We start from the raw sequence: 23,956 nt of genomic DNA, 5'->3' as shown, positions 1-23,956 counted from the left end.
TCCTTTAACCAAAGAGGGATAAAACATGATTTATCACCGCAGCGTAAGCAACAGGCTGTGCCTGATGGGCATTATGACCAGCTTGCGGGATAGTCGTTAATGGCAGCGAATACTGCTGCGCAATAGATTGAAATTTATTATCTTTTTCACCACAAAGCCAAATAAACGGCAATGTGAGTTGCTGCAACTCTGTGACAAGCCAAGGTTGATTGCCTAAAGAAAGCGTTTCTAAACTTTCTGCAATACAAAAACCAGCGTTACGACAACGTTTTTCAACGAGTAATTGGCGTTTCTCATCACTAAGATCGGCAAATACGGGTTGCTGATACCACTGTGTCAATACGTCACTGATAGGTTCATTACGGAAACGCTCAGCCCAGCGTTTATCATGTGCAATGCGATTTTGTCTTTCCGTTGCATCATATAAACCTGGATTTCCACCTTCTACAATCAACCCCATTAATCCCGTAGTATCACCAAAACACGCATGATACATCGAAATCCTGCCACCTAACGAATAACCAATTAGCCAATAGTGGTCAACACCTTGCTCTTTTAGTGTATCTGTCAGCAACGTACTCACTTCAACAAAATTTTTCACGCTGATAGAAGCAGAATCACCATGACGAGGCAAATCAATCACAAGTGATGGATATTCATGGCAAGCTTGAATGACAGGCTCCCATTCACAACCCTCACCTAATAGCCCATGCAACCAAACTAACCAAGGCCCTTCATTATGGGTATTATATCGCTGACATGCTAAAGTCATGAGATGTTACCTGTTTTACCAGCTGATTTAATGTTTTTGCACCATCGGTATCATCAACAATTAATTCAATTAATGTCGTTATTGGCGCCCCTACCCAGCATTTCTGAACTGTCGTTAACAGTGCATCCCAACTTGTTGGTGATACATAATGCAAACCAAACATTGCAGCTGCGTGTTTGAAATTTAGTGAATGAGGCATACAGTAAAAGCGTTCTCGCTCTGCCTCTGGCGTTGGTAGCATTGAAAATATTTGCCCACCGTTATTATTCACTACGATAATAACATTAGGCGCATAAACTTGTTGATGCAACGCTAAACTATTTAAATCATACAGTGCAGATAAATCACCCAATATTGTTAATGTTGGCTTTTCTGTTGCACGATGAACACCCGCAGATGTTGAAATTAAGCCATCAATACCACTTGCGCCTCGATTGCTCATCACAGGATAACCTTGTGGTAACTGAGCAAATGCATCGATTAATCGTACTATCAGACTATTGCCAACAAATAATTGTCCATCATTAGGAAGTAATTTATCTAATTGGTGCGCAACCTGTGCTTCACCAAAATAATCGGTTATTTCACTGGCTTTTTTATAGGTTTGTTTGGCTATATTAGTTAATACATTAGTCCACGGTGAATTATCAACCGCAGAATGTGCCGTTAACCACTGCATCGGTGATAACGTAAATTTCTCACCTTGATGATGACCAGGGTCTAAGCGCCCCGGAATAGGATCAATGATCCAATACGTTTTTGGAGAGCACCCGACTTGCCATTGTAATAAGCGTTTACCTGTTAAACTTGAACCAAATTGAATAACGATTTCAGCCTTATTTAATTCTGATTTTATCTGTGGATTATTCAACCATAAATCGGCACAAGGTAACGGTTGCCCCGTTTGTGATAAAACATCACCCAATAAAGGCCAACCTAATTGAGATGCCCATTTTGCAACTTCGACACCTTCTTCTGGGCTAATACGTCCTGCGATAACCACTCCTTTTTTCTGACGTATAACATCCCATTGAGGATGCGTCGATACAGAGGTAAAAAGGGATTCTTGTAACCACGGCTTATCACTTTGCCACCAATGGCCTAATGCCTCAGTCCACGGCGTAGATGTTTCAACATCATCACCATATAACGGTTCAGCAAAAGGGCAATTAACGTGTAATGCGCCATGAACCAATGTATTCATCGCATTATCAAGTGTAGAAACTAACCAACTTGCGGGAATATCAGTTGTCGGTCGTGGTAAAGAGAGTGTTTTTGAAGGATGAGTTGCAAAAATACCTTGCTGACGAATTGCTTGATTCGCACCACAATCAATTAATTCTGGCGGTCTATCTGCGGTTAAAAAGATCACTCGTTCACCCGTTAATCCTGCTTCAATTAAAGCGGGATATAGGTTAGCCACCGCGGTACCCGATGTCACAATAACAGCAACCGGTTCTTTCGATGCTTTTGCAAGCCCTAATGCTAAATGCCCCAATCCACGCTCATCAAAATGCGTATGACAGGTTAATTTATGATTTGCGGCTGCGGCTAGTGTTAAAGGTGTCGAACGAGATCCAGGTGCAATACAGATATGGCGTAAACCATGACGAGTCAAAGCTTCGAGTATAACTTTAGCCCATTGGCGATTAAACGAACTATTAGACATTGATCATCCCAACAACGAAAACCTGCAATTGCTATTATAATATCTGTTCCTAAATACTTTTCTTTAGCCTAGTTCAATGAACAGTCGTTTTCGTTAAATAAATCGTTAAAGAAACACTCAAAGAGTGCATTATTTAGGCTAATCATCCACTCTATTTTCAATGAACTCTTTTTATCGTTAAGAATAAGAATAAATAGCACAAGTGGCTTAAAGAATAGCATCAATTAGTTAACAAATCGCAATAGTTAATTGAAAAGTAGCACTAAAAATGCGCTTAAAATAAAACCATCAAATTTTGATGGTTTTAATGATGCTATTTAATAAATTTGAGGTTATCTGTAATAAATTAATTTTCTTTTTCTAGCAATGTACGCAAACCCGCCGCTTTATTCTCAATTTCAGTCCATTCTTGTAACGGATCTGAACCAGCAACAACACCTGCACCTGCATAAAGTGTCAGAGTATCATCATGCAGTTCACCACAACGTAGACTTACTGCAAATTCTGTGTGTGGTAATCCTAAATATCCTGCTGAACCCGCATACCAACGGCGCTCAAAAGGTTCATGTTGACGAATAAAAGCGCGAGCAATACTACGAGGTAAACCACATACTGCGGCGGTAGGTTGAAGTCGTTTTAAACAGTCAATATCATCAGAATCAATCAGTTTCCCATGTATATAACGACGAAGATGTTGCACTTTACGGAGTCGGATCACATCCGCTGCTGAAACATCAATACCTTCAACACCTCCTTGTAATCGCTGACAAATATCATCAACCACCACCAGATTTTCATGTTGATTTTTTTTGTCATTCATCAGCCAATCTGCAAATTCTGTCGCTTGCTGTTCATTGTCAGAGCTGGCAGCCGTTCCTGCTAACGCTTCGGTATACAGCATTAACTCATCACGTTTATATAATCGTTCTGGGGTTGACCCCATAAATGCATCAGAAGGCGAAAAAGCCAGCATATAATGATAGCAGTGATGATTAACATCACGACTTGCTTTCATAAATTGAATCGCTTTTAGCGGATTATCCAACGTCAAGCAAGTTGCTCTCGCAGGTACCACTTTTTCAAAATGATTTTGACGTATTTCATCTAATGCAAGAGTGAGATAATCGACCCACTGAGCTTGCGTTAAGGAGTGATTCACCGAAACCACAGAAACAGCAAGCGGCTCAATATCCAGCGCTTGATTTAAGGTTTGCAGAAAATCTAAGGTGCTTTGTTTATCACCTTCATTCAACATATTTAGATGAACGGAAAGCTGTTGCTGGTGGCGTCGAATTTCAATCCGTGGCAGAAAAAGGTAGGCATCATCGCCATTTTTTTCATCAATACGACCAGGAATAATAGTATCCCATGCATTTAAGCCCCAAATACGTACATCATCAATACAGGGATCCGATTGGTGCACAGCTAAAAATTGGTGTGCATCTTGAATATGATTGAAACAGCGTAATTGTCCACAGGCTGCCACTTCTTCATGTTCATCACGATGCTGCCAATAAAATTGAGGATAATACGACTGCGCAGCAAGCCATGAGAGCAATGAAAATGAAACCTCTGCTGGCAAGGTGACTTTCAAATGTAAAAGATTACCTTGTGCTGTCAGATTTATATTTTTAACTTTTTCGTACAGTGTCGAAAACACAGGATTAACCTTTTCCACTCCAAATACCCACAACTAATTAAAAAGGAGATTATACGTCTCTATACGAATTATCAAAGGGCTGATTAATTATAACCTTTGTCATTTATCAAAGTTTTGTATTTTTCATGTTACAAAGTAGAAGCATTAACTCGCACTTCTGAAATAACCAACACATCTTCATTAGATAAAGTGGTAAAGATAAAAATTTTCATACATAAGTGAGGTTATATGGATACAACCATCTATGAACATGTCGATAAAATCATTGAGACCTCCGATATACCTAAAGTTGCACTCGGTTTAATATTAGGAATAGATATCGAAAATGGTCGATTACCGGGTATTGTGACATCTCATGATTTAATAAAAATAAAGTCTTATGTTAATAAAGCACTTTCTCTTCCTTACAAAATAGATGATGTCATCAAATTTATTCATTACAGTAAAATAAATGAATCACAACTCTCTCCTGATAATATTTTGTCTCTGTTCATTCAAATACGGGAGCATGCATTTGAATGGAATCAAATTGAATATGCAATAAAGCAACAAGCAATTGATTTAGAAATAATGGGTAGAGAAATCACTTCTACAGGTGAAAGTGTCATTTTATTTATTAGTCAAATGCCTTTATTAACTAAAATATCTACTATTATTAATGACATTTCTGAGCAAGAGTTAAAAAATATTCGATACACATCTCAAGATAAAGAAGTTTCAACACAATTAATTCATATATTAGAAAGTATGAAAGAGGATATTGAAAATGAACGTGATAAGACCATAAAAATAAAAGACAGCTTATCTACCTTTAGAAGTAAAATAATGGGAGGCAAAGATAGCCAGAATGTTAATCATCATTCTATTTATCACGACATTCTTAACAAGAAAAGATTTATTAATGAGTTTTATACAGATAATAGTCGTTCACTTATTGAAGAACGAGATTTACTCGTTGAAGAAATAGAAATACTCAAAGATGAATATAAACACTATGTTGGTCTTGCATTTACAGGGCTAGCAATAGGTGTTATTGGTGTTATTATCACAGGTGGAATATTCGGGGCAAAAGCCGAAGTCATACGTAAAAAGAAAAATGAACTTATTCAAAAGGTGAAAAAAATCAATGCTGACATCGATATCTATGAAGGCTTATCTTTGCATTTAAATACACTCTATATTGAATTATCTGAAATAGAACTATTTATCGAAGATACAAATATGGCGTTAGAACATATTGAATATGTATGGCAAGCCATCTTAACAGAAATAGAAGCATCAATAACACATTTTAATAAAATTAACAGTGCATTAGAGCTGATTAAATTTAGTATTTACTTAGAAAAGATTATCGCGCCTTGGTATATGGTCATTGGTTACTCAAAGGAGATCTTACTCTCTTTTGATGATGCTCTTTCTACATTTTATTCATCTAAAGATTAACAAAAGGACATTGTTATGAGTCATAATGAAAAACCCGTCAATTTAGAAGAATGTTTTAAACATAATCAATTATTTCATGCGCACAGAAATATTCTCTCTTTAAGTAATAGTAAATGTTATCTAGATAGTACACTTGAGGGAGAAGTCAATAATCTATTAGAAATAAACAATAAAAATATTGAACGCATTATTTATTTTTCACTGAGTTTAAAAAGCAGATTAAGGCAAAGTTTATTTAATGATATTTTTAAAACAATAAATGAAATTGACAATGAGATAAAAACAGGAAATCTTGATAATGAAATAAAAAATAAATTAGAAAAAAAAAGAAAAGAAATAATCAATATATTTTCAAATGAAATAAATGAAATAGAGAAAATGATAAATGAACATACTCATTCACTTTCAATTGAAATCAATAAATTAAAAAATAAATCCCTCACAAATAAAGTAATACCTTTTATCTATAATAAAGAAAATGATATTAAAATCTGTTCAGAAGAGATTATTATCTTAGAAAGCGCCTCCGAAACAACAAAAAATGAGTTAGATATCATACGTGATAGTGAAGATATCTTACATAAAAGAAATTTTTTCGATCTGTTCAAAAACAAACTTCCTCAGCAACAACAAATTGAAGATCTTAATATTGAAACACAAGAAAAAAATGTTTTATCTTCACTGGTAAAAATACTGAGTAATTTATTTTCTACGTTAGACTCTGGATTTTCTTATAGTAAAGTTGTTGAAACTCGGCATCAACTTACTTCGCTTTATTTATCACAAATAAAGAGCCTTCATCAATTAAAAGCTAAGCAGCAAAAAATATTATTAAATATGAAACATCATTATAATATTATGGATATTGATTACTTTCTTCATATATTGATTAAACAGTTAACATTTCTATCTGAAAGTTGGCGGGAAATAGCCTTAAAAATATCAACATTAGAAAATAACAGCTTATTAAATGAAGAGATTATTATTCCTATCTTCTCATTTTTAGATGATTTCTCTTTATATTATGAGAGCGCAGACAAAATAAATATTTATCAATAATAATTAAAAAACGGCTCTATAAAAGAGCCGTTTTATTATTTAACGATACGTTATTACGATTAGTTGATTGCGGGTGCAATAATCGCAAAATTCGTTAATTCAATCAGTGGTTGTGGCCATACACCTAAGGCAATCACAACAACTGCACAGATTAACGCAACAAATGTTGCCATATTTTGTGATGTTGTAGAAATCGCAGGAGTGTTGTCATTGTCTGGTTTGCGTAAAAAGACAATAGCCGCAGCACGTAGGTAGTAGAATAAGCCAATCGCACTACCTAACACAACCATACCTGTTAACCACCATAAGCTTGAGCTAATGCCCGCAATGATGACATACAGTTTACCAATGAAACCTAATGTAATTGGTACACCTGCCAGTGATAGCATCATCAGTGACATCACCACAGCCACAACAGGACGGCGCCAGAATAATCCGCGGTAATCTTCCAGTGAATCCATTTCGCTTTCACGATAAGGACTTGACGCTACTGCAATAGCACCAAACGCCCCGAGACTTGCAAACAAGTAACCAGCTAAATAAATTTCAGCGGTTTCTTGTGCTAATACAGGGCTGTATTGCAGCACAATTAATGCCACGAGTAGATAACCAAGGTGTGATACGGAAGAGTAACCCAATAAGCGTTTTACGCTCTTTTGCGTTAATGCCATGATGTTACCAAACAAGATAGAGGCAATTGCCATGAAACCTAAGATCATTCGTAAGGTTTCACTATCCGCAGCTGGCGCTTCAAGGAATAAACGCATAACAACAGCAAAAATACCAATCTTACTTGCCGTCGCTAAGAACGCGCCCGTTGGTGCTGGCGCACCTTGGTAAACATCGGGTGTCCATAATTGGAATGGGAATAAAGATAATTTAAATCCAATTCCCACTAACATCATACCTAAACCTGCAAGTACTAATGGTTTATGGATATTGCTATCACTTAAACTTTGTCCCATTGCAGCAAAGGAGAGCCCCCCTGCTTCTGCATAAAGAAGTGCCATACCAAATAGTAAGAAAGAAGAGGCTGCCGCAGACAGCAGCATATATTTGATACCTGCTTCCAGTGATGGACGTTGTTGGAATGCGTAACCGATAAGACCAAACAGCGGTAATGTCAGTAATTCAATACCAATAAACATCGATGCGAAGTGATGAGCAGACGAGAGTAAAATCCCTCCGACTACCGCAATCGCAATCAGCAAGTAAAACTCTTCTTTGTTATCTTGATAGCCTTCTAACCAAGGATAAGCAAAAGCAATAGTGCCAATACCAGAAAGGATCACTAGTGCAGTAAAGAAGCTTGAGTATCCATCAACGTGGTAAAGCGTGGTCACGTCCACTACGCCTAATGCATTAACGTAATAGAGCGAGCCCAGCGCAATGATGAAACCCGTAGCTGTCAAAGTGGCAATGGTAAAATGATCGCGTCGCCATGCAATGGACAGCATCACAACCACCACCGTCAATCCGACGATCAATAGCGGTAGCATTGCGATCAATTGTTCAGGAGTTATTGTCATGGCGAATTACGGCCTTACTGTTGAAATAGAAGCGGAATACCAAGTCTGGAGATTTTCCATCGCTGATATTGATGTGTCTAATACAGGTTGTGGGAAGAAGCCCAAAATAACCAGTAAAACAACCAATGTGATCAGGATAAAGAATTCTCTCAGATCTAACCCTTTATAGGTTCTTTCAGCTGTTTTCGGTGAACCATAGTAAGCCTGTTGCATCATCCACAGCGCGTAGACAGAAGCAAAGACTAAACCAAAGACCGAAATAATGGTGATCAGCTTAAAGTTACCATAAGTACCAAACAGGATCATAAACTCACCCACGAAGTTACCTGTTCCTGGCATACCTAAAGAGGCAACCGCAAAGAACAGTGAAAACGCAGGTAAGAAACGGATGCTTTTCCACAATCCACCCATTTGGTTCATATCACGCGTACCTAAACGCTCATACAGCATGCCACACATGATAAATAAACCCGCAGCTGACAAACCGTTGGTGATCATTTGAATAATCGCACCTTGGTAAGCCAATACAGAGCCGGCATAAATCGCAATCACGATAAAGCCCATGTGAGAAATACTACTGTAAGCCGCAAGACGTTTGATATCAGTCTGACGGAAGGCTAACAGTGCTGCATAGAATACGGTAATTAAACCTAACCACATCGCCACAGGTGCCAGCAACGCTGACGCTTCAGGAAAGAGTGGTAAGTTAAAACGTAATAGACCGTAAGCCGCTGTTTTTAGCAAAATACCTGATAAGTCAACAGAGCCTGCTGTTGGTGCTTCTGCGTGAGCATCCGCTAACCAGCCATGTACAGGTACGATAGGCATTTTTACTGCAAATGCCGCGAAGAAACCTAACATCAGAATAAATTGCAGTTCAGAGCCTAATACCGTATGTGCTTGTAATAAGGTGTCATAATTAAACGTCCAAATACCCGTTTCACGGTAGAACGCAACCGCAAGACCGATAATGGCCAGCAACATTAACAGACCACTTGCCTGTGTATAGATAAAGAATTTTGTTGCTGCACTAACGTGTTTTTTATCACTACTTCCTTTGTGTCCCCATAAAGAAATCAGGAAATACATTGGGATCAACATCATTTCCCAGAAGAAGAAGAATAAAAACAGGTCAGTCGCTAAAAATACCCCCATCACACCAGCTAAAATCCACAGCAGGTTAAAATGGAAAGCACCTTGTGATGGCTGATTTTCATTCCACGATGAAAGTACCGCTAAGATACCTAAAATCGCAGTTAATACAGTCATCAGCAATGACATACCATCAAGTGCAAATTGGATATTAATCCCTAAAGCAGGGATCCACGGCACAAAGAAAAACTCTGTCCAACGTGGTGCTCCATCAGCACTAAGTAGTTGATAATCGCCTTGCAACCAAAGTTGCACAGAAATAACGAGTGTTAATCCCATCGTCAGCAACGCAACCCAGCGAGGGACTTGCGAGCCGATTCGTTCAGCCTGCCAACTTAGCAGGCCACCGATGAAGGGAATAAGTATTAGCCAGGGTAATAACATGGCGCAATGTGTCCCTTAATTAAACCAGAAGCAGCAGAGCGATAACCAGCACTGCACCTAAACCGAGAGAAGCCGCATACCAACGTGCCAATCCATTCTCACTGAAACTTAACCCTTTATTGGTGCCTTTAAGCAGGCAACCGAATAGATTAAAGAATTGGTTAACAGGATCATTTTGGATAAGCCACGCCGCCCCTTTATAAGGTTTGACAAACAGCACTTCATACAGTGCATCGAATCCCCAAGCATGGAACCACCATGTTGAGAAGAAACGACCTGTACGAGTATTAGCAACCTTAGAAACACATTGACGCTGTTTCAGGTATAACCATGCTGCAATGGCAACGCCTACTATCGCTACCACACCAGAAAGCGCTTCTAATACATATTTACCCTCATGCGATGCGCTTCCTTCAGGGAAAACAGCACCTAACGGTTGAGTAATTAACGCACCGATAAATGTTGATAACAGTGCTAATACCGCTAATGGGAAAGTATGTGTAAACCCTTTAACTTGGTGTGCTTCGGTTTTGGTTTCACCATGGAATACGATGAAAATCAAACGGAAGGTATAAAGTGACGTAAATAACGCACCAACTAAACCTGCAAGCATTAAGTTAAAATGCCCGTTTGAATACGCACCCCATAAGATTTCATCTTTACTGAAGAACCCTGCTGTTAACAGTGGTAATGCCGCTAATGCGCCACCACCAATTAGGAAACAGGCGTAAACAAATGGGATCTTCTTACGTAATCCGCCCATCTTAAAGATATTCTGTTCGTGGTGGCAGGCAACAATCACAGAGCCTGCAGATAAGAACAGTAATGCTTTAAAGAAAGCGTGAGTCATTAAGTGGAAAATTGCCGCATCCCATGCTTGAGCGCCTAAAGCCAAGAACATATAACCAATTTGGCTCATGGTTGAATAAGCAAGAATACGTTTGATATCGGTTTGTACTAAAGCCGCAAAGCCCGCTAACACTAATGTGACTGCACCAATAATACCGACTAATTCAAGTACTTCAGGTGCCATTAAGAATAGCGCGTTACTACGTGCAACCAAATATACACCTGCCGTAACCATCGTTGCGGCGTGGATTAATGCAGATACTGGTGTAGGGCCTGCCATCGCATCCGCTAACCATGTTTGTAATGGAAGCTGTGCTGATTTACCGACTGCACCGCCTAATACCATTAACATTGCCCAGTTAATGACGCTTGATCCTACTGCTAATTGCTCAGGAGCAAGTACTGCCATTTCACGGAAGCTCAATGTACCTAATTGGTCAAATAGGATAAACATACCGATAGCTAAGAACACATCACCGATACGCGTTACGATAAACGCTTTCATCGCAGCGGCGCCATTAGCAGGATTGCTATAATAGAAACCAATTAGCAGGTAACTACATAGACCAACCCCTTCCCACCCCATATACATCAGCATCATATTATCAGCCAGTACTAAGACAACCATACTTGCGATAAATAAGTTGGTATAAGCAAAGAAGCGAGAATACCCTTCTTCGCCACGCATATACCAAGATGCATACATATGAATAAGGAAGCCAACACCGGTAATCACACCCAGCATGGTTAATGAAAGACCATCAAGAACCAGTGTAAACGGAATATTGAAATTCCCTGCTGACATCCAGTTCCATAAAGTCAGAACATACGTTTCTTGCCCATTAGCAAAGAAATCCATACCTGCCCAAAGTGCAACAAGGGCAGATAGACCAACAGAACCTGTACCAATCCATGCTGATACGTTTTCAGACCAACGACCATGCGAGAAAGCGAGCAGTAAAAATCCCAGCAGTGGTAGCAGAATGGTTAAATAGAGTATATTCATCCGCGCATCTCACTGACTGTATCAATATTGATGTTTTGGCGATGTCTATGAAGCTGTAACAACAATGCCAGACCAATACTTGCCTCTGCCGCCGCCAAACTGATTGCCATGATATACATTATCTGACCATCTGTTTGACCCCAAAAGCTACCACCGACAACAAATGCCAGTGCAGCTGCATTAATCATAATTTCTAGTCCGATCAACATAAACAACAGGTTGCGGCGAAGTACTAAGCAGGTAAAACCTAACACAAACAGTACCGCAGCCAAGATCAAACCATGTTGAAGAGGTATCATTTTTGCTCCCCTGCGTTTTCGTTTTCGACGAGATCGTCATGGCTCTTATCACGACCAATGTGGTAAGCAACAATCAATCCAGACAATAAGAGAACAGATGCTAACTCAACAGCCAGAATATAAGGCCCAAATAAGCTAATACCGACCTCTTTCGCGCCAATCACTTCTCCAGCAATTTCGCCGTGAGTGACACTACTAATGGCGTAAATTAACACGACTAATAGCGTCAGAGATAAAAGCGCAGGCCCAATCCAAAACTTCGGTTGTAGCCACTTTTTCTCTTGATCAACAACGGATTTACCTAAGTTGAGCATCATCACCACGAAAACGAATAACACCATAATGGCGCCAGCGTAAACAATGATTTCTAATGCACCAGCAAAATAGGCGCCTAACGAGAAGAAAACCACAGAGAGCGCAATCAATGAAATCACTAAGTACAATAAAGCGTGTACAGGATTGGTATGAGTGATCACTCTCAATGTTGCAAGGATGGCAATCAGCCCCGCGATGTAAAATGCAAATTCCATGAATATCGCTCCTTACGGTAACAGGCTTTTGACATCGATAGGTTTAGCTTCATCATCCGCATCACCTTTATCTTTGCCGTTAATCGCCATACCTGTTTTACGGTAAAAGTTATATTCAGGATATTTGCCTGGCCCTGAAATCAACAGATCGTCTTTTTCATAAACCAAATCCTGACGCTTAAACTCACCCATTTCAAAATCAGGCGTTAATTGTAACGCCGTTGTTGGGCAAGCTTCTTCACATAAACCGCAGAAAATACAGCGAGAAAAGTTGATACGGAAAAACTCCGGATACCAACGACCATCTTCATGTTCTGCTTTCTGTAATGAAATACAGCCAACTGGACAGACTGCTGCACACAAGTTACAAGCAACACAGCGTTCTTCACCATCAGGATCACGAGTCAACACAATTCGTCCACGATAACGTGGTGCAACATTGACAGGTTCTTCCGGGTACATCTGTGTTTCACGTTTGGCGAAGGCATGTAAGCCAATCATCCAAATGCTTCGTACCTGGGTGCCGAAACCAGTCAATAACTCTTTTAAAGTCATGGTTCAATCACCCCTTATTGAGCGTTGTAAAGTATCACTGCAGCAGTGACCAGCAGATTGATAAGCGTTAACGGTAAGCAAATTTTCCAACCAAAAGACATCACTTGGTCGTAGCGCGGACGCGGTAACGATGCACGAATAAGGATAAACATCATCATGAAGAACCCTGTTTTCAGTGCAAACCAAATGAATGATGGTAAGAAAGGCCCTTGCCAACCACCAAAGAATAACGTCACGATAAGACCCGATACCGCAACGATACCGATATATTCACCAACAAAGAATAAACCGAATTTCATACCAGAATATTCAATGTGATAACCATCAGCCAGCTCTTGCTCAGCTTCTGGTTGGTCAAATGGATGACGATGACAAACAGCAACCCCAGCAATCGCAAACGTAATAAAGCCAAAGAATTGTGGGATGACATTCCACATATTTGCTTGTGAGTTTACGATGTCAGTCAGGTTAAAAGAGCCCGCTTGTGCAACAACACCTAAGATTGAAAGTCCTAAGAACACTTCATAACTTACGGTTTGTGCTGATGCACGCATTGCACCTAACAGTGAATATTTGTTATTACTTGACCATCCTGCAAATAACACGGCATACACCGCAATACCTGCAACCATCAAGAAGAACAAAATACCGATGTTCAAGTCAGCAACAACCCATGTTGAGCTAACAGGTACAATCGCAAATGACAGCAGTAAAGATGAAAACGCAATTACTGGTGCAATGGTGAAGATAAAGCGGTCAGCAAATTTCGGGATCCAGTCCTCTTTAAAGAACATTTTGATCATATCCGCAATTAGCTGTGCTGAACCTGCATAACCTACACGGTTAGGCCCATAACGGTTTTGGAATAAACCCAGTAAACGGCGTTCCCCCATACTCATAAAAGCACCACAAGTGACCACAACAAGCAAGATCACAACGGCTTTTAATACGGTGAGTAAAATCTCTGTAACTTCAGGAGATAACCAGCTCATTATGCAATACCCCGCAGTTGACGAACCGATACACCCACCAGCGATGGAGAAATACCTGCCATACCTAACGGCAAGCCAATTTGACCTTGAGTCAGGTGAGCACTGATTTTCACAGGTAAGGTGAATTCACGGCCTTCGTAAGTAAACATAGCTTGCTGACCTTGAGTTAACGCTAATGCTTGGGCATCAGATTCACTCAATGTTAAATAAGCGGTTTCCATACGAGATTGGATAACTTCAGCGCGTTGTGATAACTCTTCACTACCAAATAAACGGTAGCAAGGTGCGACAGTCCATTGATTTTTCTGTGCATTAAATGGCGCAGGAATATCAGTGAAGTAGCCAAGTGTATTATCACCACATTCAATTAAACGCACACCTGGATCGCCAAAGCGTAAGCTGCCACCCACTTCTGCTTGGAATTTATTCCATGCTTGAGGTGAGTTCCAACCCGGCGCCCATGCAAATGGAATTTGCTGACGAGGTGCTGTTGGGCTGTTATTACCTTCCATTGAGAACGCAAATGGGGTGTCGATATCTTTTGGTTGACGCTGTTCATGAACAGACACATTCGCCAGCATAGATGTACGACCACTATAACGATGTGGTTCACGAGCCAGTTTTTGTCCACGAATACGGAATGACGCATTTGGTGCCGCATCAACAATGCCAGCAAACTGAGGAAGACTCGTCGCACAATGTTCAATCACATTGTCTAACTGTGTCCAATCCAGTGTTCTTTCATGCCATTGTGAATCAACCGCACTCAACCAACGCCAGCTTTCATGCATCACCACTTCTTTGTTATAGAAAGAAGGTTCGAAAACTTGGAAATAACGTTGTGCTCTGCCTTCTTGACTCACCATTGTTCCATCACTTTCAGCGAATGAAGAAGCTGGGAGAACAAGATGTGCTTTCGCCATAATGTCAGTTTGCTGGTGGTCGATGACAATTAAGTTATCTACTTTAGCAATCGCATCATCAATCACGTCGGCATCAAAATGACGATATAAATCGTTTTCCATGACAACAACGGTGTTAACTTGACCACTACGCATCATTTTTAATGCGTCATCAAGTGGCTGTGCATTCATCATGGCAAGACCCATGCTGTTTGCATCATCAGCAACGAAAGAAAGCCCTACTTCATTACCTTTTGCTTTTAATGCAAAAGCAATGTTAGCGGCTGCTTTGATAACGTCTTCGCTACCCGCATGGCTACCACTGATAATTAATGGTTTCTTGGCTTGAGAAAGTGCTTGAACAACCATTTCGATGTGTTTATTCAGCGCTTCATCAATACCATCAACAGCTGGTGCATCACCGTTAATGTTATTCGCAATCGCAAAGCCTAAACGCGCTTGATCAACAACGGGTGCGCGATAACTCCACGCAGCAACATCATCGAGGCGAGTTTCATCAACATGAGTGACAAACAGTGGGTATTTTGCACGTTGCCCGATATTCATAATCGCAGCAATTTGCCAGTCAGCCACTTTTTGAGCTGCCGCCATTTCACGCGCTTTACCTTTCACGGCCTGACGTACAGACAATGCCATACGAGCACCAGTTTGTGTTAAATCTTCACCTAACACTAAAACGGCATCGTAATCTTCAATTTCACGCAGAGATGGAGTATGAACGCCACCTTTTTGTAAAATATCTAACATTAAGGTCAGACGTTTTTGCTCTGATGCAGAGATACCGCTATAGAAGTTTTCAGCGCCAACAACTTCACGTAATGCGAAGTTACTTTCAATGCTTGCACGCGGGGAACCAATACCCACGATACGCTGACTTTTCTTCAGCATATCCGCAGCTGCTTGAGTCGCTTGAACAGCGTTAATTTCTAACCAGTTACTGCCTAAACGTTTTTTAGGCTGACGAGGTCTGCTTGCTAAATTCACATAGCCATAGCCAAAACGACCACGGTCACAAAGGAAATAGCGGTTTACAGTCCCGTTATAACGGTTTTCGATACGACGTAATTCACCATAACGTTCACCAGGGCTGATGTTACAACCCATGCTACAACCCTGACAAATGCTTGGTGCAAACTGCATATCCCATTTGCGGTTATAACGAGATGAGTGGGTTTTATCGGTGAAAACACCCGTCGGACAAATTTCAACCAAGTTACCTGAGAATTCGCTCTCTAATGTGCCATCTTCAACGCGTCCAAAAAATACGTTGTTATGTGCACCAAAGACACCAAGATCAGTACCATCAGCATAATCTTTGTAGTAACGAACACAGCGGTAACAAGCAATACAACGGTTCATTTCGTGAGAAATAAACGGTCCCAAGTCTTGGTTTCTATGTGTACGCTTAGTAAAGCGATAGCGACGCATAGTGTGACCTGTCATTACCGTCATATCTTGAAGGTGGCAGTTACCGCCTTCTTCACAAACTGGACAGTCATGAGGATGGTTTGTCATATACCATTCAACAACGCTTTCGCGGAATTTCTTCGCTTCTTCGTCATCGATAGAGATAAACGTGCCATCAGTCGCAGGTGTCATACAAGACATCACTAAACGACCGCGGGTATCCTCAGCATTTTGATACTGCTTAACCGCACACTGGCGGCAAGCGCCAACGCTTCCCAGCGCTGGATGCCAGCAAAAATAAGGAATATCTAAGCCTAAATTAAGACAGGCTTCTAACAGGTTATCAGCCCCGTTAACTTCATATTCTTTGCCGTCTACATGAATCGTAGCCATAGTCAGCATGCTTCCCAAAGGCCTGCACAGCAGGCGTTAAACCTAGAATGTGTCGTGAAAAATTACCAGCGGCTTTTCAGTAAGTTAGGCTGAATACCTCTGATCAAGTTGGCATTGGTATAATCTTCTTGAATAATGCCAGCCTCAAATTCTTCACGGAAATATTTAATGGCGCTTTGTAAAGGTTCTACTGCACCCGGTGCGTGAGCACAGAATGTGTGTCCCGGACTTAAAGAACGACATAAATGTTCAAGGGTTTCGATATCACCAGGGCGACCTTTACCGTTTTCTATCGCACGTAAGATTTCGACACTCCATGGCAAGCCATCACGACAAGGTGTACACCAGCCACAAGATTCACGAGCAAAGAACTCTTCTAAGTTACGGGTTAATGAAACCATATTAATTTCATTATCTACCGCCATTGCAAGTGCTGTACCTAAACGGCTACCTGCTTTTGCAATCGTGCCAAAATCCATTGGAAGATCGAGGTGATCTTCTGTTAAGAAGTCAGTACCTGCACCACCCGGTTGCCATGCTTTTAGCTTAAGACCATCACGCATACCCCCTGCGTAATCTTCAAGGATCTCGCGCGCTGTTGTACCAAATGGTAATTCCCATAAGCCCGGATATTTCACGCGACCTGAGAATCCCATTAATTTAGTACCCGCATCTGGGCTTTTACCTTCACTTAAGCCGATATACCAATCTTTGCCGTGTTCAATAATCGCAGGCACATTACACAGTGTTTCAACGTTATTGACACAAGTTGGTTTACCCCATGCACCTGATGTTGCAGGGAATGGAGGTTTAGAGCGCGGGTTAGCACGACGACCTTCTAATGAGTTGATTAATGCTGTCTCTTCACCACAGATGTAACGACCTGCACCCGTGTGAACAAACAGTTCAAAATCAATGCCTGAACCAAAGATGTTTTTACCCAGAAAGCCTGCTGCTTTTGCTTCTTCAATAGCATGGCGCAGATTCTTAGCCGCTTCAATATATTCGCCACGAAGGAAAATATAGCCACGGTAAGCTTTTAGTGCGTGAGCGCCGATAATCATCCCTTCAATTAACAGATGTGGAAGTTCTTCCATTAAGAGACGGTCTTTATAAGTACCCGGCTCCATTTCATCTGCGTTACAAAGGATGTAACGGATATTCATGCTTTCATCTTTTGGCATCAGGCTCCATTTCAAGCCTGTTGAGAATCCAGCACCACCACGACCTTTTAGGCCAGCATCTTTAACTTCAGTGGTCACCTCAGTCGGTGACATCCCTTTTAATGCTTTTTCTGCCGCTTTATAACCGTTTGTAGCACGGTATTCATCCAGCCATACAGGCTGACGATCATCACGTAAGCGCCACGTTAGCGGATGCGTTTCTGCGCTACGAATAATCGGTTTTGCTCCTGAAATTGCTGTCATGGATACTGCTCCAGTAACGTTTCAATCTCTTCAGGTTTAACAAAGCTGTGAGTATCGTCATCTACCATCATAGTAGGACCTTTATCACAATTACCTAAACAGCAGGTTGGCAGTAACGTAAAGCGACCATCTGGTGTAGTTTGACCAGGAATGATATTAAGGTGCTTTTCAATCGCTGCTTGAATGCCTTGATAACCTGTAATATGACAAACCACGCTGTCACAAAAACGAATGATGTGACGGCCAACGGGTTGACGGAAAATTTGGCTATAGAACGTCGCAACGCCTTCAACATCGCTTGCAGGGATCCCAAGAACATCCGCAATCGCATAAATTGCGCCGTCTTCAACCCAACCACGGTTCTTTTGCACAATTTTCAGTGCTTCAATAGAGGCTGCTCGCGGATCTTCGTAATGATGTTTTTCTTGCTCAATTTCAGCACGTTCTTCTTCAGTTAAAACAAACGTTGCTTTCTTTGAATGTGTTACATCAACGATTTCGATCTGCACAGCATCATCTTTTTGGTTTAATTCATTTTGCATGATTAACGATCCACATCCGACATTACAAAATCAATACTTCCCAGATACACAATCAAGTCAGAAACCAGACTACCGCGGATAACTGCGGGGATTTGCTGCAAGTGAGCAAAACTTGGCGTACGAATACGGGTACGGTAGCTCATTGTGCTGCCATCACTGGTTAAGTAATAGCTGTTGATCCCTTTCGTGGCTTCAACCATCTGGAATGATTCATTAGCAGGCATAACAGGACCCCATGAAACCTGTAGGAAGTGGTTAATCATGGTTTCGATATGCTGTAATGTACGCTCTTTTGGTGGAGGCGTTGTCAGTGGATGGTCTGCTTTAAATGGCCCTTCTGGCATATTTTTATAGCACTGTTCCAGAATACGTAAGCTTTGGCGTAGTTCTTCTACTTTCAGCATTACGCGGTCATAACAGTCACCATTACTTGCGACAGGGATTTCAAATTCAAAGTTTTCATAACCTGAATATGGACGCCATTTACGCACGTCAAACTCAACCCCAGTTGCACGAAGACCTGCACCTGTGACACCCCAATCTAATGCTTCTTTAGTATTATATGAGGCAACACCAATAGTACGACCTTTTAAGATACTGTTTTGCAGTGCTGCTTTTACGTAAGAATCTAGACGTTTTGGCATCCAATCTAAGAATTCACGTAATAAGCGTTCCCAACCGCGAGGTAAGTCATGAGCAACACCACCGATACGGAACCATGCAGGGTGCATACGGAATCCGGTAATTGCTTCAACGATGTTGTAAACTTTTTGACGGTCAGTAAAGGCAAAGAACACGGGTGTCATCGCACCAACGTCTTGGATAAAGGTACTGATATACAGTAAGTGGCTATTAATACGAAATAGCTCAGACAGCATGACACGAATGACTTTAACGCGTTCAGGCACTTCAATACCGGCAAGTTTTTCCACTGCAAGTACATAAGGCATTTCGTTAACGCATCCGCCGAGGTATTCAATTCGGTCTGTGTATGGGATATAACTGTGCCAAGATTGGCGCTCACCCATTTTTTCAGCACCACGGTGGTGATAACCCACGTCAGGCACACAGTCGACGATCTCCTCGCCATCAAGCTGAAGAATAATACGGAATGCACCATGAGATGATGGATGGTTAGGACCGAGGTTTAAGAACATAAAGTCCTCATTCTCAGTACCGCGTTTCATCCCCCACTCTTCAGGTTTGAATGTCAGCGATTCCATTTCCAGATCCTGTTTCTGCTTTGTCAGCACATAAGGATCGAACTCTGTCGCACGAGCAGGATAATCTTTACGCAACGGATGACCTTCCCAATCAGGAAGCATCATAATACGGCGTAAATTTGGATGCCCATTAAAGACAATCCCAAACATATCCCAGACTTCACGCTCATACCAATTCGAGTTAGGGAAGATAGATGTGATAGTCGGAACATTAAGATCATTTTCACTTAATGCGACTTTCAGCATGATATCTTTATTACGATCGATTGATATCAGATGATAGAAAACAGAAAAGTCTGCTGCTGGCAAGCCTTGACGATGCGTACGAAGACGCTCATCAAAACCATGCATATCAAACAGCATGACATAAGGTTTTGGTAAAGATTTGAGGTATAGCATTACCTCAATAAGTTGTTCCCGTTTTACCCAAACAACTGGCATGCCAGTACGAGTAGGCTGGAACGTAAACGCATCTGGCCCAAATTTCTGACGCAGTTCATTAACCACCTGATCATCAATATGATCGGTCGTTTCCCACGCTGGCCGAGCGCCTTTTTGCGCTATCTGATCGGTCATTTCTATTCACCACAACTTTGATCAGGGTTACTATGATCGCAACACATTGCTCTGGTTACGTCTTAGGCAAAAGCCTTTAAATTTCGTCAGGAGTACGCAGGTTTTTCACTGCGATACGTTCACCGTGTTTTCTTTCTCGTTCTGATTGCATATTGGCACGGTAAACACCTTGGTCGCCGACAACCCATGATAATGGACGACGTTCTTTACCAATGGACTCTTGTAATAACATCAGTGCTTGCATGTAAGCTTCAGGGCGTGGTGGACAGCCAGGAATATACACATCAACTGGAATGAACTTATCAACACCTTGCACTACTGAGTAGATGTCGTACATACCACCAGAGTTTGCACATGCCCCCATAGAGATAACCCATTTAGGCTCTAACATCTGATCGTATAAACGTTGAATAACGGGTGCCATTTTAGTAAAGCAAGTACCCGCAACCACCATAAAGTCAGCTTGACGAGGTGATGCACGTAATACTTCTGAACCAAAACGAGCCACGTCATGCACAGCCGTAAATGACGTCACCATTTCAACATAACAACAGGAAAGACCAAAGTTATATGGCCATAAAGAGTTTTTCCGTCCCCAGTTCACAACATCATGCAACGCATGTTCCAGTTTTCCCATATACACGCTGCGATGAACGTGAGCATCTAATGGGTCACTGACAATTTCCTGTGATTGCAGGGGATAACGGTCATTCTCACCGTTCGGATCTATGCGGGTGAGCGTATAATCCATTTCTAATGCCTCGCTTATTACTGCTGCGGATGTTTGCCGCTGGTTAATCGAACATGGCTTTTACTCGCGGTTTCACGACGAGAGCGAACAGGCGTCCAATCTAATGCGCCTATACGAACCAAATAGAATAATCCAGCTAATAAAATAGCGATGAAGACTGACGCTTCAATAAAGCCTAACCAGCCAACTTCACGAACGGAAACAGCCCAGGCATAAAGAAACAGTGCTTCAACATCGAAAATAACGAAAAACATGGCAACTAAATAGAATTTAGCTGACATGCGCAGACGAGCGCTGCCAACAGAATCAAGACCAGATTCATAAGGAACATGCTTTGCCCTTGCCTGTGCGCGTCCGCCTAAATAGCGGGCACCCAACAACATGAGCGAACATAACCCCAATGCGCCTATGAGGAAGACAGCAAATGCCCAATGATGGGCGATAACTTCGGTGGTTGTAGACATACTCATTGCTTACTCATCAAAGGTGGTGTCAATTAACCAACTCTTATCCGGCGGTTTACACCACATTTCTAATTACGAAAAAAAAGGCGAATTAAACAGACTTGCTAATTAAAGAAATAATAACAGTCTATTTATACCTTTATTATTTTTTGGAAAACTTTGCGACAAATCACTCAGTTTTCCATCGCGATTTAACAAATTTAACACTCATTTTTAACACTCAATTACTGGCTAATGCTAAAACGTGTCAGTCAACCGACAAACTTTATGCTAACACGCTTAGTCTAACCGATAATTCGATTTTACTACACCAGTATCTCAGGAAAAACCTGACTCAACACAGGCAAATGTGCCTTATTTTCTTGATCAAACTCACAAAATAGTCGAAAAAATACTTAATCAGTTTAAAATTTATCCAAATTTTAACAAATTAACTTTCTAATATTGTGGAGGAGGTCAAATATCCGATTAGATTTACTTTTTTATTCTCTTAAAACCTAGACAATCTTTTTATTTGTTAACAAATCCTACAACTGATTAACCAAGTGGAAAGGTAAACATTTTTTTAACAAACAGTTAAGGTAGTTTTGGGATGAAATGTCACAAAGATAAATACATAAAACAACATAATTATTAACAAGGTGTTACTATTTCAAAAAATGGCAATAAAAAACGGAAATAAACGCACTTAATTGCATCTATTCCCGTTTATCACTATTCATCACTATCCAGTTTTATTTGACTCTTTTTTAATCTTTAATTTTTGTGTTCTAACGCTAAAAAATTCACACAATTATTAATGTGATTATTCAAGTTCAGTAGAGCTAATATCTTCAGATGCAGTGACGGTATAAGGTGTTTTCTTGTTTTCAATCGCATTGAATACCGTTAACACCGCTTCATTTTGTTCATCAGAGTTACGATACAACCAATACTGTGTTTCAGGTAAACGAGGTAATCCTTCGCTTTCGCCTAAAATACGTAAATCGGCATTTTGCATTTCAAGTGGACGCGCAGTAATACCCACTTCTGCATTAACTGCGGCACGAACAGCGGATAAAGAAGCTGCTTCATAAGCAATACGCCATTGGATCCCAGCATCATCTAACGTGTTTATCGCTAATTGACGGAATGGGTTCGTTTCATCCATTACAACTAAAGGAATAGGCTCATTCATTTGTAATTGGAAATCTGGCGCGCAATGCCATAGCACTGGTGCTGTACGTAACGCTGTACGAGGATGATGACCAATACGTGCTGTTGTTAATGCTAAATCAATTTCATGATTATCTAGCATTGTTTCAATATATTGAGAACGCTTAATGCGAACATCAACAGCTAAACGTGGATACACTGATGCGATACGGTTTAATAAAAACGGTAATAAAGTATCAACAGAGTCATCAGAAGCACCAATACGTAGCTCCCCTTCTGCATCGCTATACGTTAATGATGCCGTTGCATCATCATTTGCACGCAGAATTTGACGAGCATAACCTAACAGTTGTAGGCCATGCTCTGTTAAAAGTTTATTACGACCATGGCGGGCAAAAAGCTCTCTACCGACCAATTGCTCTAAACGTTGCATCTGCTGACTCACAGCAGATTGGGTTCGACATACAGCAGCAGCGGCTGCTGCAAAAGTGTTCAAATCTGCTACAGCTACAAACGTTCTAAGCAGATCGAGGTCGAGATTCATTATCGGACGATTTGCATTAATCATTGTTTATTCTTCACTTATTTTTGATTTTTAAATTACATATACCTGGTGTTTTATATCAAAAGTCTAAAAAAGACTTCCGATTCAGACAGTACTCTACTCTGAAAAAGAGAGCAAAGACATACCGAATACTTTACATTTGTTTCTTATCGTTTACACCTCCTAGATGGAAAGGAATTGCATCTTTTTGTAACAAATTAAATTTTATTATCATTTCAAGCATTCACAAGAAAGAACTGTATACCGTCATCACAAGTTAGACTTAGATCATACTATATTGCTTTCTCATTCATAAATTTTAACATTTTGAAAATAATTTAAATTATCTTAACTATGCATTCGAATTTAAGTATCTTCCCCTATAAATTAAATTTAAGATTTAAATTTAATTTATACTTAAACTAATTGATTGCTATAGAATTAAATAGATTTAACCATATTATTTGAAAATTTAATATATTAAGCCAGATAATACAAATCCGATAAAATTATTCAATAATTGATTATGCAACATTTCATCTACCTGTGTATCACATCAACTTATTTCTAATCACCACACTAAAAAGCCCTCTTTCAATAGAATAATAATCCAGATTATTTTTCAAAACTGAAACATAAATCCGCCATAAGC

General features: G+C 40.5%; 19 protein-coding genes. 2 read left to right on the top strand and 17 right to left on the bottom strand.

Going from position 1 to position 23,956, the window contains the following annotated elements; translation table 11 throughout:
- Positions 1-4: 4 nt before the first annotated feature.
- From menH to JEP36_RS07075, 3 genes are all read right to left on the bottom strand, one after another.
- Positions 5-772, bottom strand: a complete 768-nt coding sequence (gene menH, locus JEP36_RS07085) for a 2-succinyl-6-hydroxy-2,4-cyclohexadiene-1-carboxylate synthase (protein WP_198619775.1) — start codon at positions 770-772, stop codon at positions 5-7.
- Entirely contained in the window at positions 747-2,441 is a 1,695-nt protein-coding gene (menD, locus tag JEP36_RS07080; protein WP_198630027.1) for a 2-succinyl-5-enolpyruvyl-6-hydroxy-3-cyclohexene-1-carboxylic-acid synthase, read from the bottom strand. Before menD ends, menH begins: the two co-directional genes overlap by 26 nt.
- 346 nt (positions 2,442-2,787) lie before the next feature.
- Positions 2,788-4,119: an isochorismate synthase gene (locus tag JEP36_RS07075; protein ID WP_109374130.1), complete on the bottom strand. Its 1,332-nt coding sequence runs from the start codon at positions 4,117-4,119 to the stop codon at positions 2,788-2,790.
- Between the two features lie 210 nt (positions 4,120-4,329).
- Between JEP36_RS07075 and JEP36_RS07070 the strand changes: the two genes are divergently transcribed.
- Together JEP36_RS07070 and JEP36_RS07065 are read left to right on the top strand one after the other, a co-directional pair.
- Positions 4,330-5,544 carry an alpha-xenorhabdolysin family binary toxin subunit A gene (locus JEP36_RS07070; protein ID WP_198619773.1) on the top strand — a complete coding sequence of 405 codons (1,215 nt, stop codon included), beginning with the start codon at positions 4,330-4,332 and terminating at the stop codon, positions 5,542-5,544.
- Positions 5,545-5,559: 15 nt separating this feature from the next.
- Positions 5,560-6,603: an alpha-xenorhabdolysin family binary toxin subunit B gene (locus tag JEP36_RS07065; RefSeq protein WP_198630026.1), complete on the top strand. Its 1,044-nt coding sequence runs from the start codon at positions 5,560-5,562 to the stop codon at positions 6,601-6,603.
- A gap of 59 nt (positions 6,604-6,662) precedes the next feature.
- Here the strand turns inward: JEP36_RS07065 and nuoN are convergent, their stop codons facing one another.
- The 14 genes from nuoN to hexA all read right to left on the bottom strand — a co-directional run bounded on the left by nuoN (position 6,663) and on the right by hexA (position 23,328).
- Entirely contained in the window at positions 6,663-8,132 is a 1,470-nt protein-coding gene (gene nuoN, locus JEP36_RS07060; protein ID WP_198619771.1) for an NADH-quinone oxidoreductase subunit NuoN, read from the bottom strand.
- Between the two features lie 6 nt (positions 8,133-8,138).
- Positions 8,139-9,668, bottom strand: coding sequence for an NADH-quinone oxidoreductase subunit M (nuoM, locus tag JEP36_RS07055; RefSeq protein ID WP_198619770.1), 1,530 nt, complete (start codon positions 9,666-9,668; stop codon positions 8,139-8,141).
- Positions 9,669-9,687: 19 nt separating this feature from the next.
- Positions 9,688-11,523: an NADH-quinone oxidoreductase subunit L gene (nuoL, locus tag JEP36_RS07050; RefSeq protein ID WP_198619769.1), complete on the bottom strand. Its 1,836-nt coding sequence runs from the start codon at positions 11,521-11,523 to the stop codon at positions 9,688-9,690.
- Positions 11,520-11,822, bottom strand: a complete 303-nt coding sequence (nuoK, locus tag JEP36_RS07045) for an NADH-quinone oxidoreductase subunit NuoK (protein WP_099073810.1) — start codon at positions 11,820-11,822, stop codon at positions 11,520-11,522. The genes nuoL and nuoK overlap by 4 nt, the downstream gene beginning before the upstream one ends.
- Positions 11,819-12,352: an NADH-quinone oxidoreductase subunit J gene (nuoJ, locus tag JEP36_RS07040; protein WP_109374124.1), complete on the bottom strand. Its 534-nt coding sequence runs from the start codon at positions 12,350-12,352 to the stop codon at positions 11,819-11,821. The genes nuoK and nuoJ overlap by 4 nt, the downstream gene beginning before the upstream one ends.
- 12 nt (positions 12,353-12,364) lie before the next feature.
- Positions 12,365-12,907, bottom strand: coding sequence for an NADH-quinone oxidoreductase subunit NuoI (gene nuoI / locus JEP36_RS07035; RefSeq protein WP_006533299.1), 543 nt, complete (start codon positions 12,905-12,907; stop codon positions 12,365-12,367).
- A 14-nt stretch (positions 12,908-12,921) separates the two neighbouring features.
- Entirely contained in the window at positions 12,922-13,899 is a 978-nt protein-coding gene (nuoH, locus tag JEP36_RS07030; RefSeq protein WP_006533300.1) for an NADH-quinone oxidoreductase subunit NuoH, read from the bottom strand.
- Positions 13,899-16,631, bottom strand: coding sequence for an NADH-quinone oxidoreductase subunit NuoG (gene nuoG / locus JEP36_RS07025; protein ID WP_198619768.1), 2,733 nt, complete (start codon positions 16,629-16,631; stop codon positions 13,899-13,901). The genes nuoH and nuoG overlap by 1 nt, the downstream gene beginning before the upstream one ends.
- A 53-nt stretch (positions 16,632-16,684) precedes the next feature.
- Positions 16,685-18,049 (bottom strand): NADH-quinone oxidoreductase subunit NuoF, encoded by a 1,365-nt coding sequence (gene nuoF, locus JEP36_RS07020; protein ID WP_023581728.1) that lies wholly within the window; start codon positions 18,047-18,049, stop codon positions 16,685-16,687.
- Positions 18,046-18,591, bottom strand: a complete 546-nt coding sequence (gene nuoE / locus JEP36_RS07015) for an NADH-quinone oxidoreductase subunit NuoE (protein ID WP_006533305.1) — start codon at positions 18,589-18,591, stop codon at positions 18,046-18,048. The genes nuoF and nuoE overlap by 4 nt, the downstream gene beginning before the upstream one ends.
- A 2-nt stretch (positions 18,592-18,593) precedes the next feature.
- Positions 18,594-20,390, bottom strand: coding sequence for an NADH-quinone oxidoreductase subunit C/D (gene nuoC / locus JEP36_RS07010; protein ID WP_100158480.1), 1,797 nt, complete (start codon positions 20,388-20,390; stop codon positions 18,594-18,596).
- 76 nt (positions 20,391-20,466) lie between these two features.
- A complete protein-coding gene (locus tag JEP36_RS07005; protein ID WP_004243697.1) occupies positions 20,467-21,141 on the bottom strand; it encodes a NuoB/complex I 20 kDa subunit family protein in 675 nt (224 codons plus the stop codon).
- 17 nt (positions 21,142-21,158) lie between these two features.
- A complete protein-coding gene (locus JEP36_RS07000) occupies positions 21,159-21,611 on the bottom strand; it encodes an NADH-quinone oxidoreductase subunit A (RefSeq protein ID WP_036912633.1) in 453 nt (150 codons plus the stop codon).
- Positions 21,612-22,410: 799 nt separating this feature from the next.
- Positions 22,411-23,328 carry a transcriptional regulator HexA gene (gene hexA / locus JEP36_RS06995; RefSeq protein WP_109374122.1) on the bottom strand — a complete coding sequence of 306 codons (918 nt, stop codon included), beginning with the start codon at positions 23,326-23,328 and terminating at the stop codon, positions 22,411-22,413.
- Positions 23,329-23,956 lie beyond the last annotated feature (628 nt).

This window comes from Proteus sp. PR00208 (assembly GCF_016238545.1).
Taxonomy (GTDB): Bacteria; Pseudomonadota; Gammaproteobacteria; order Enterobacterales; family Enterobacteriaceae; genus Proteus.
The sequence above is the reverse complement of the archived record's forward strand: the minus strand, read 5'-3'. Positions and strand labels throughout refer to the sequence as shown.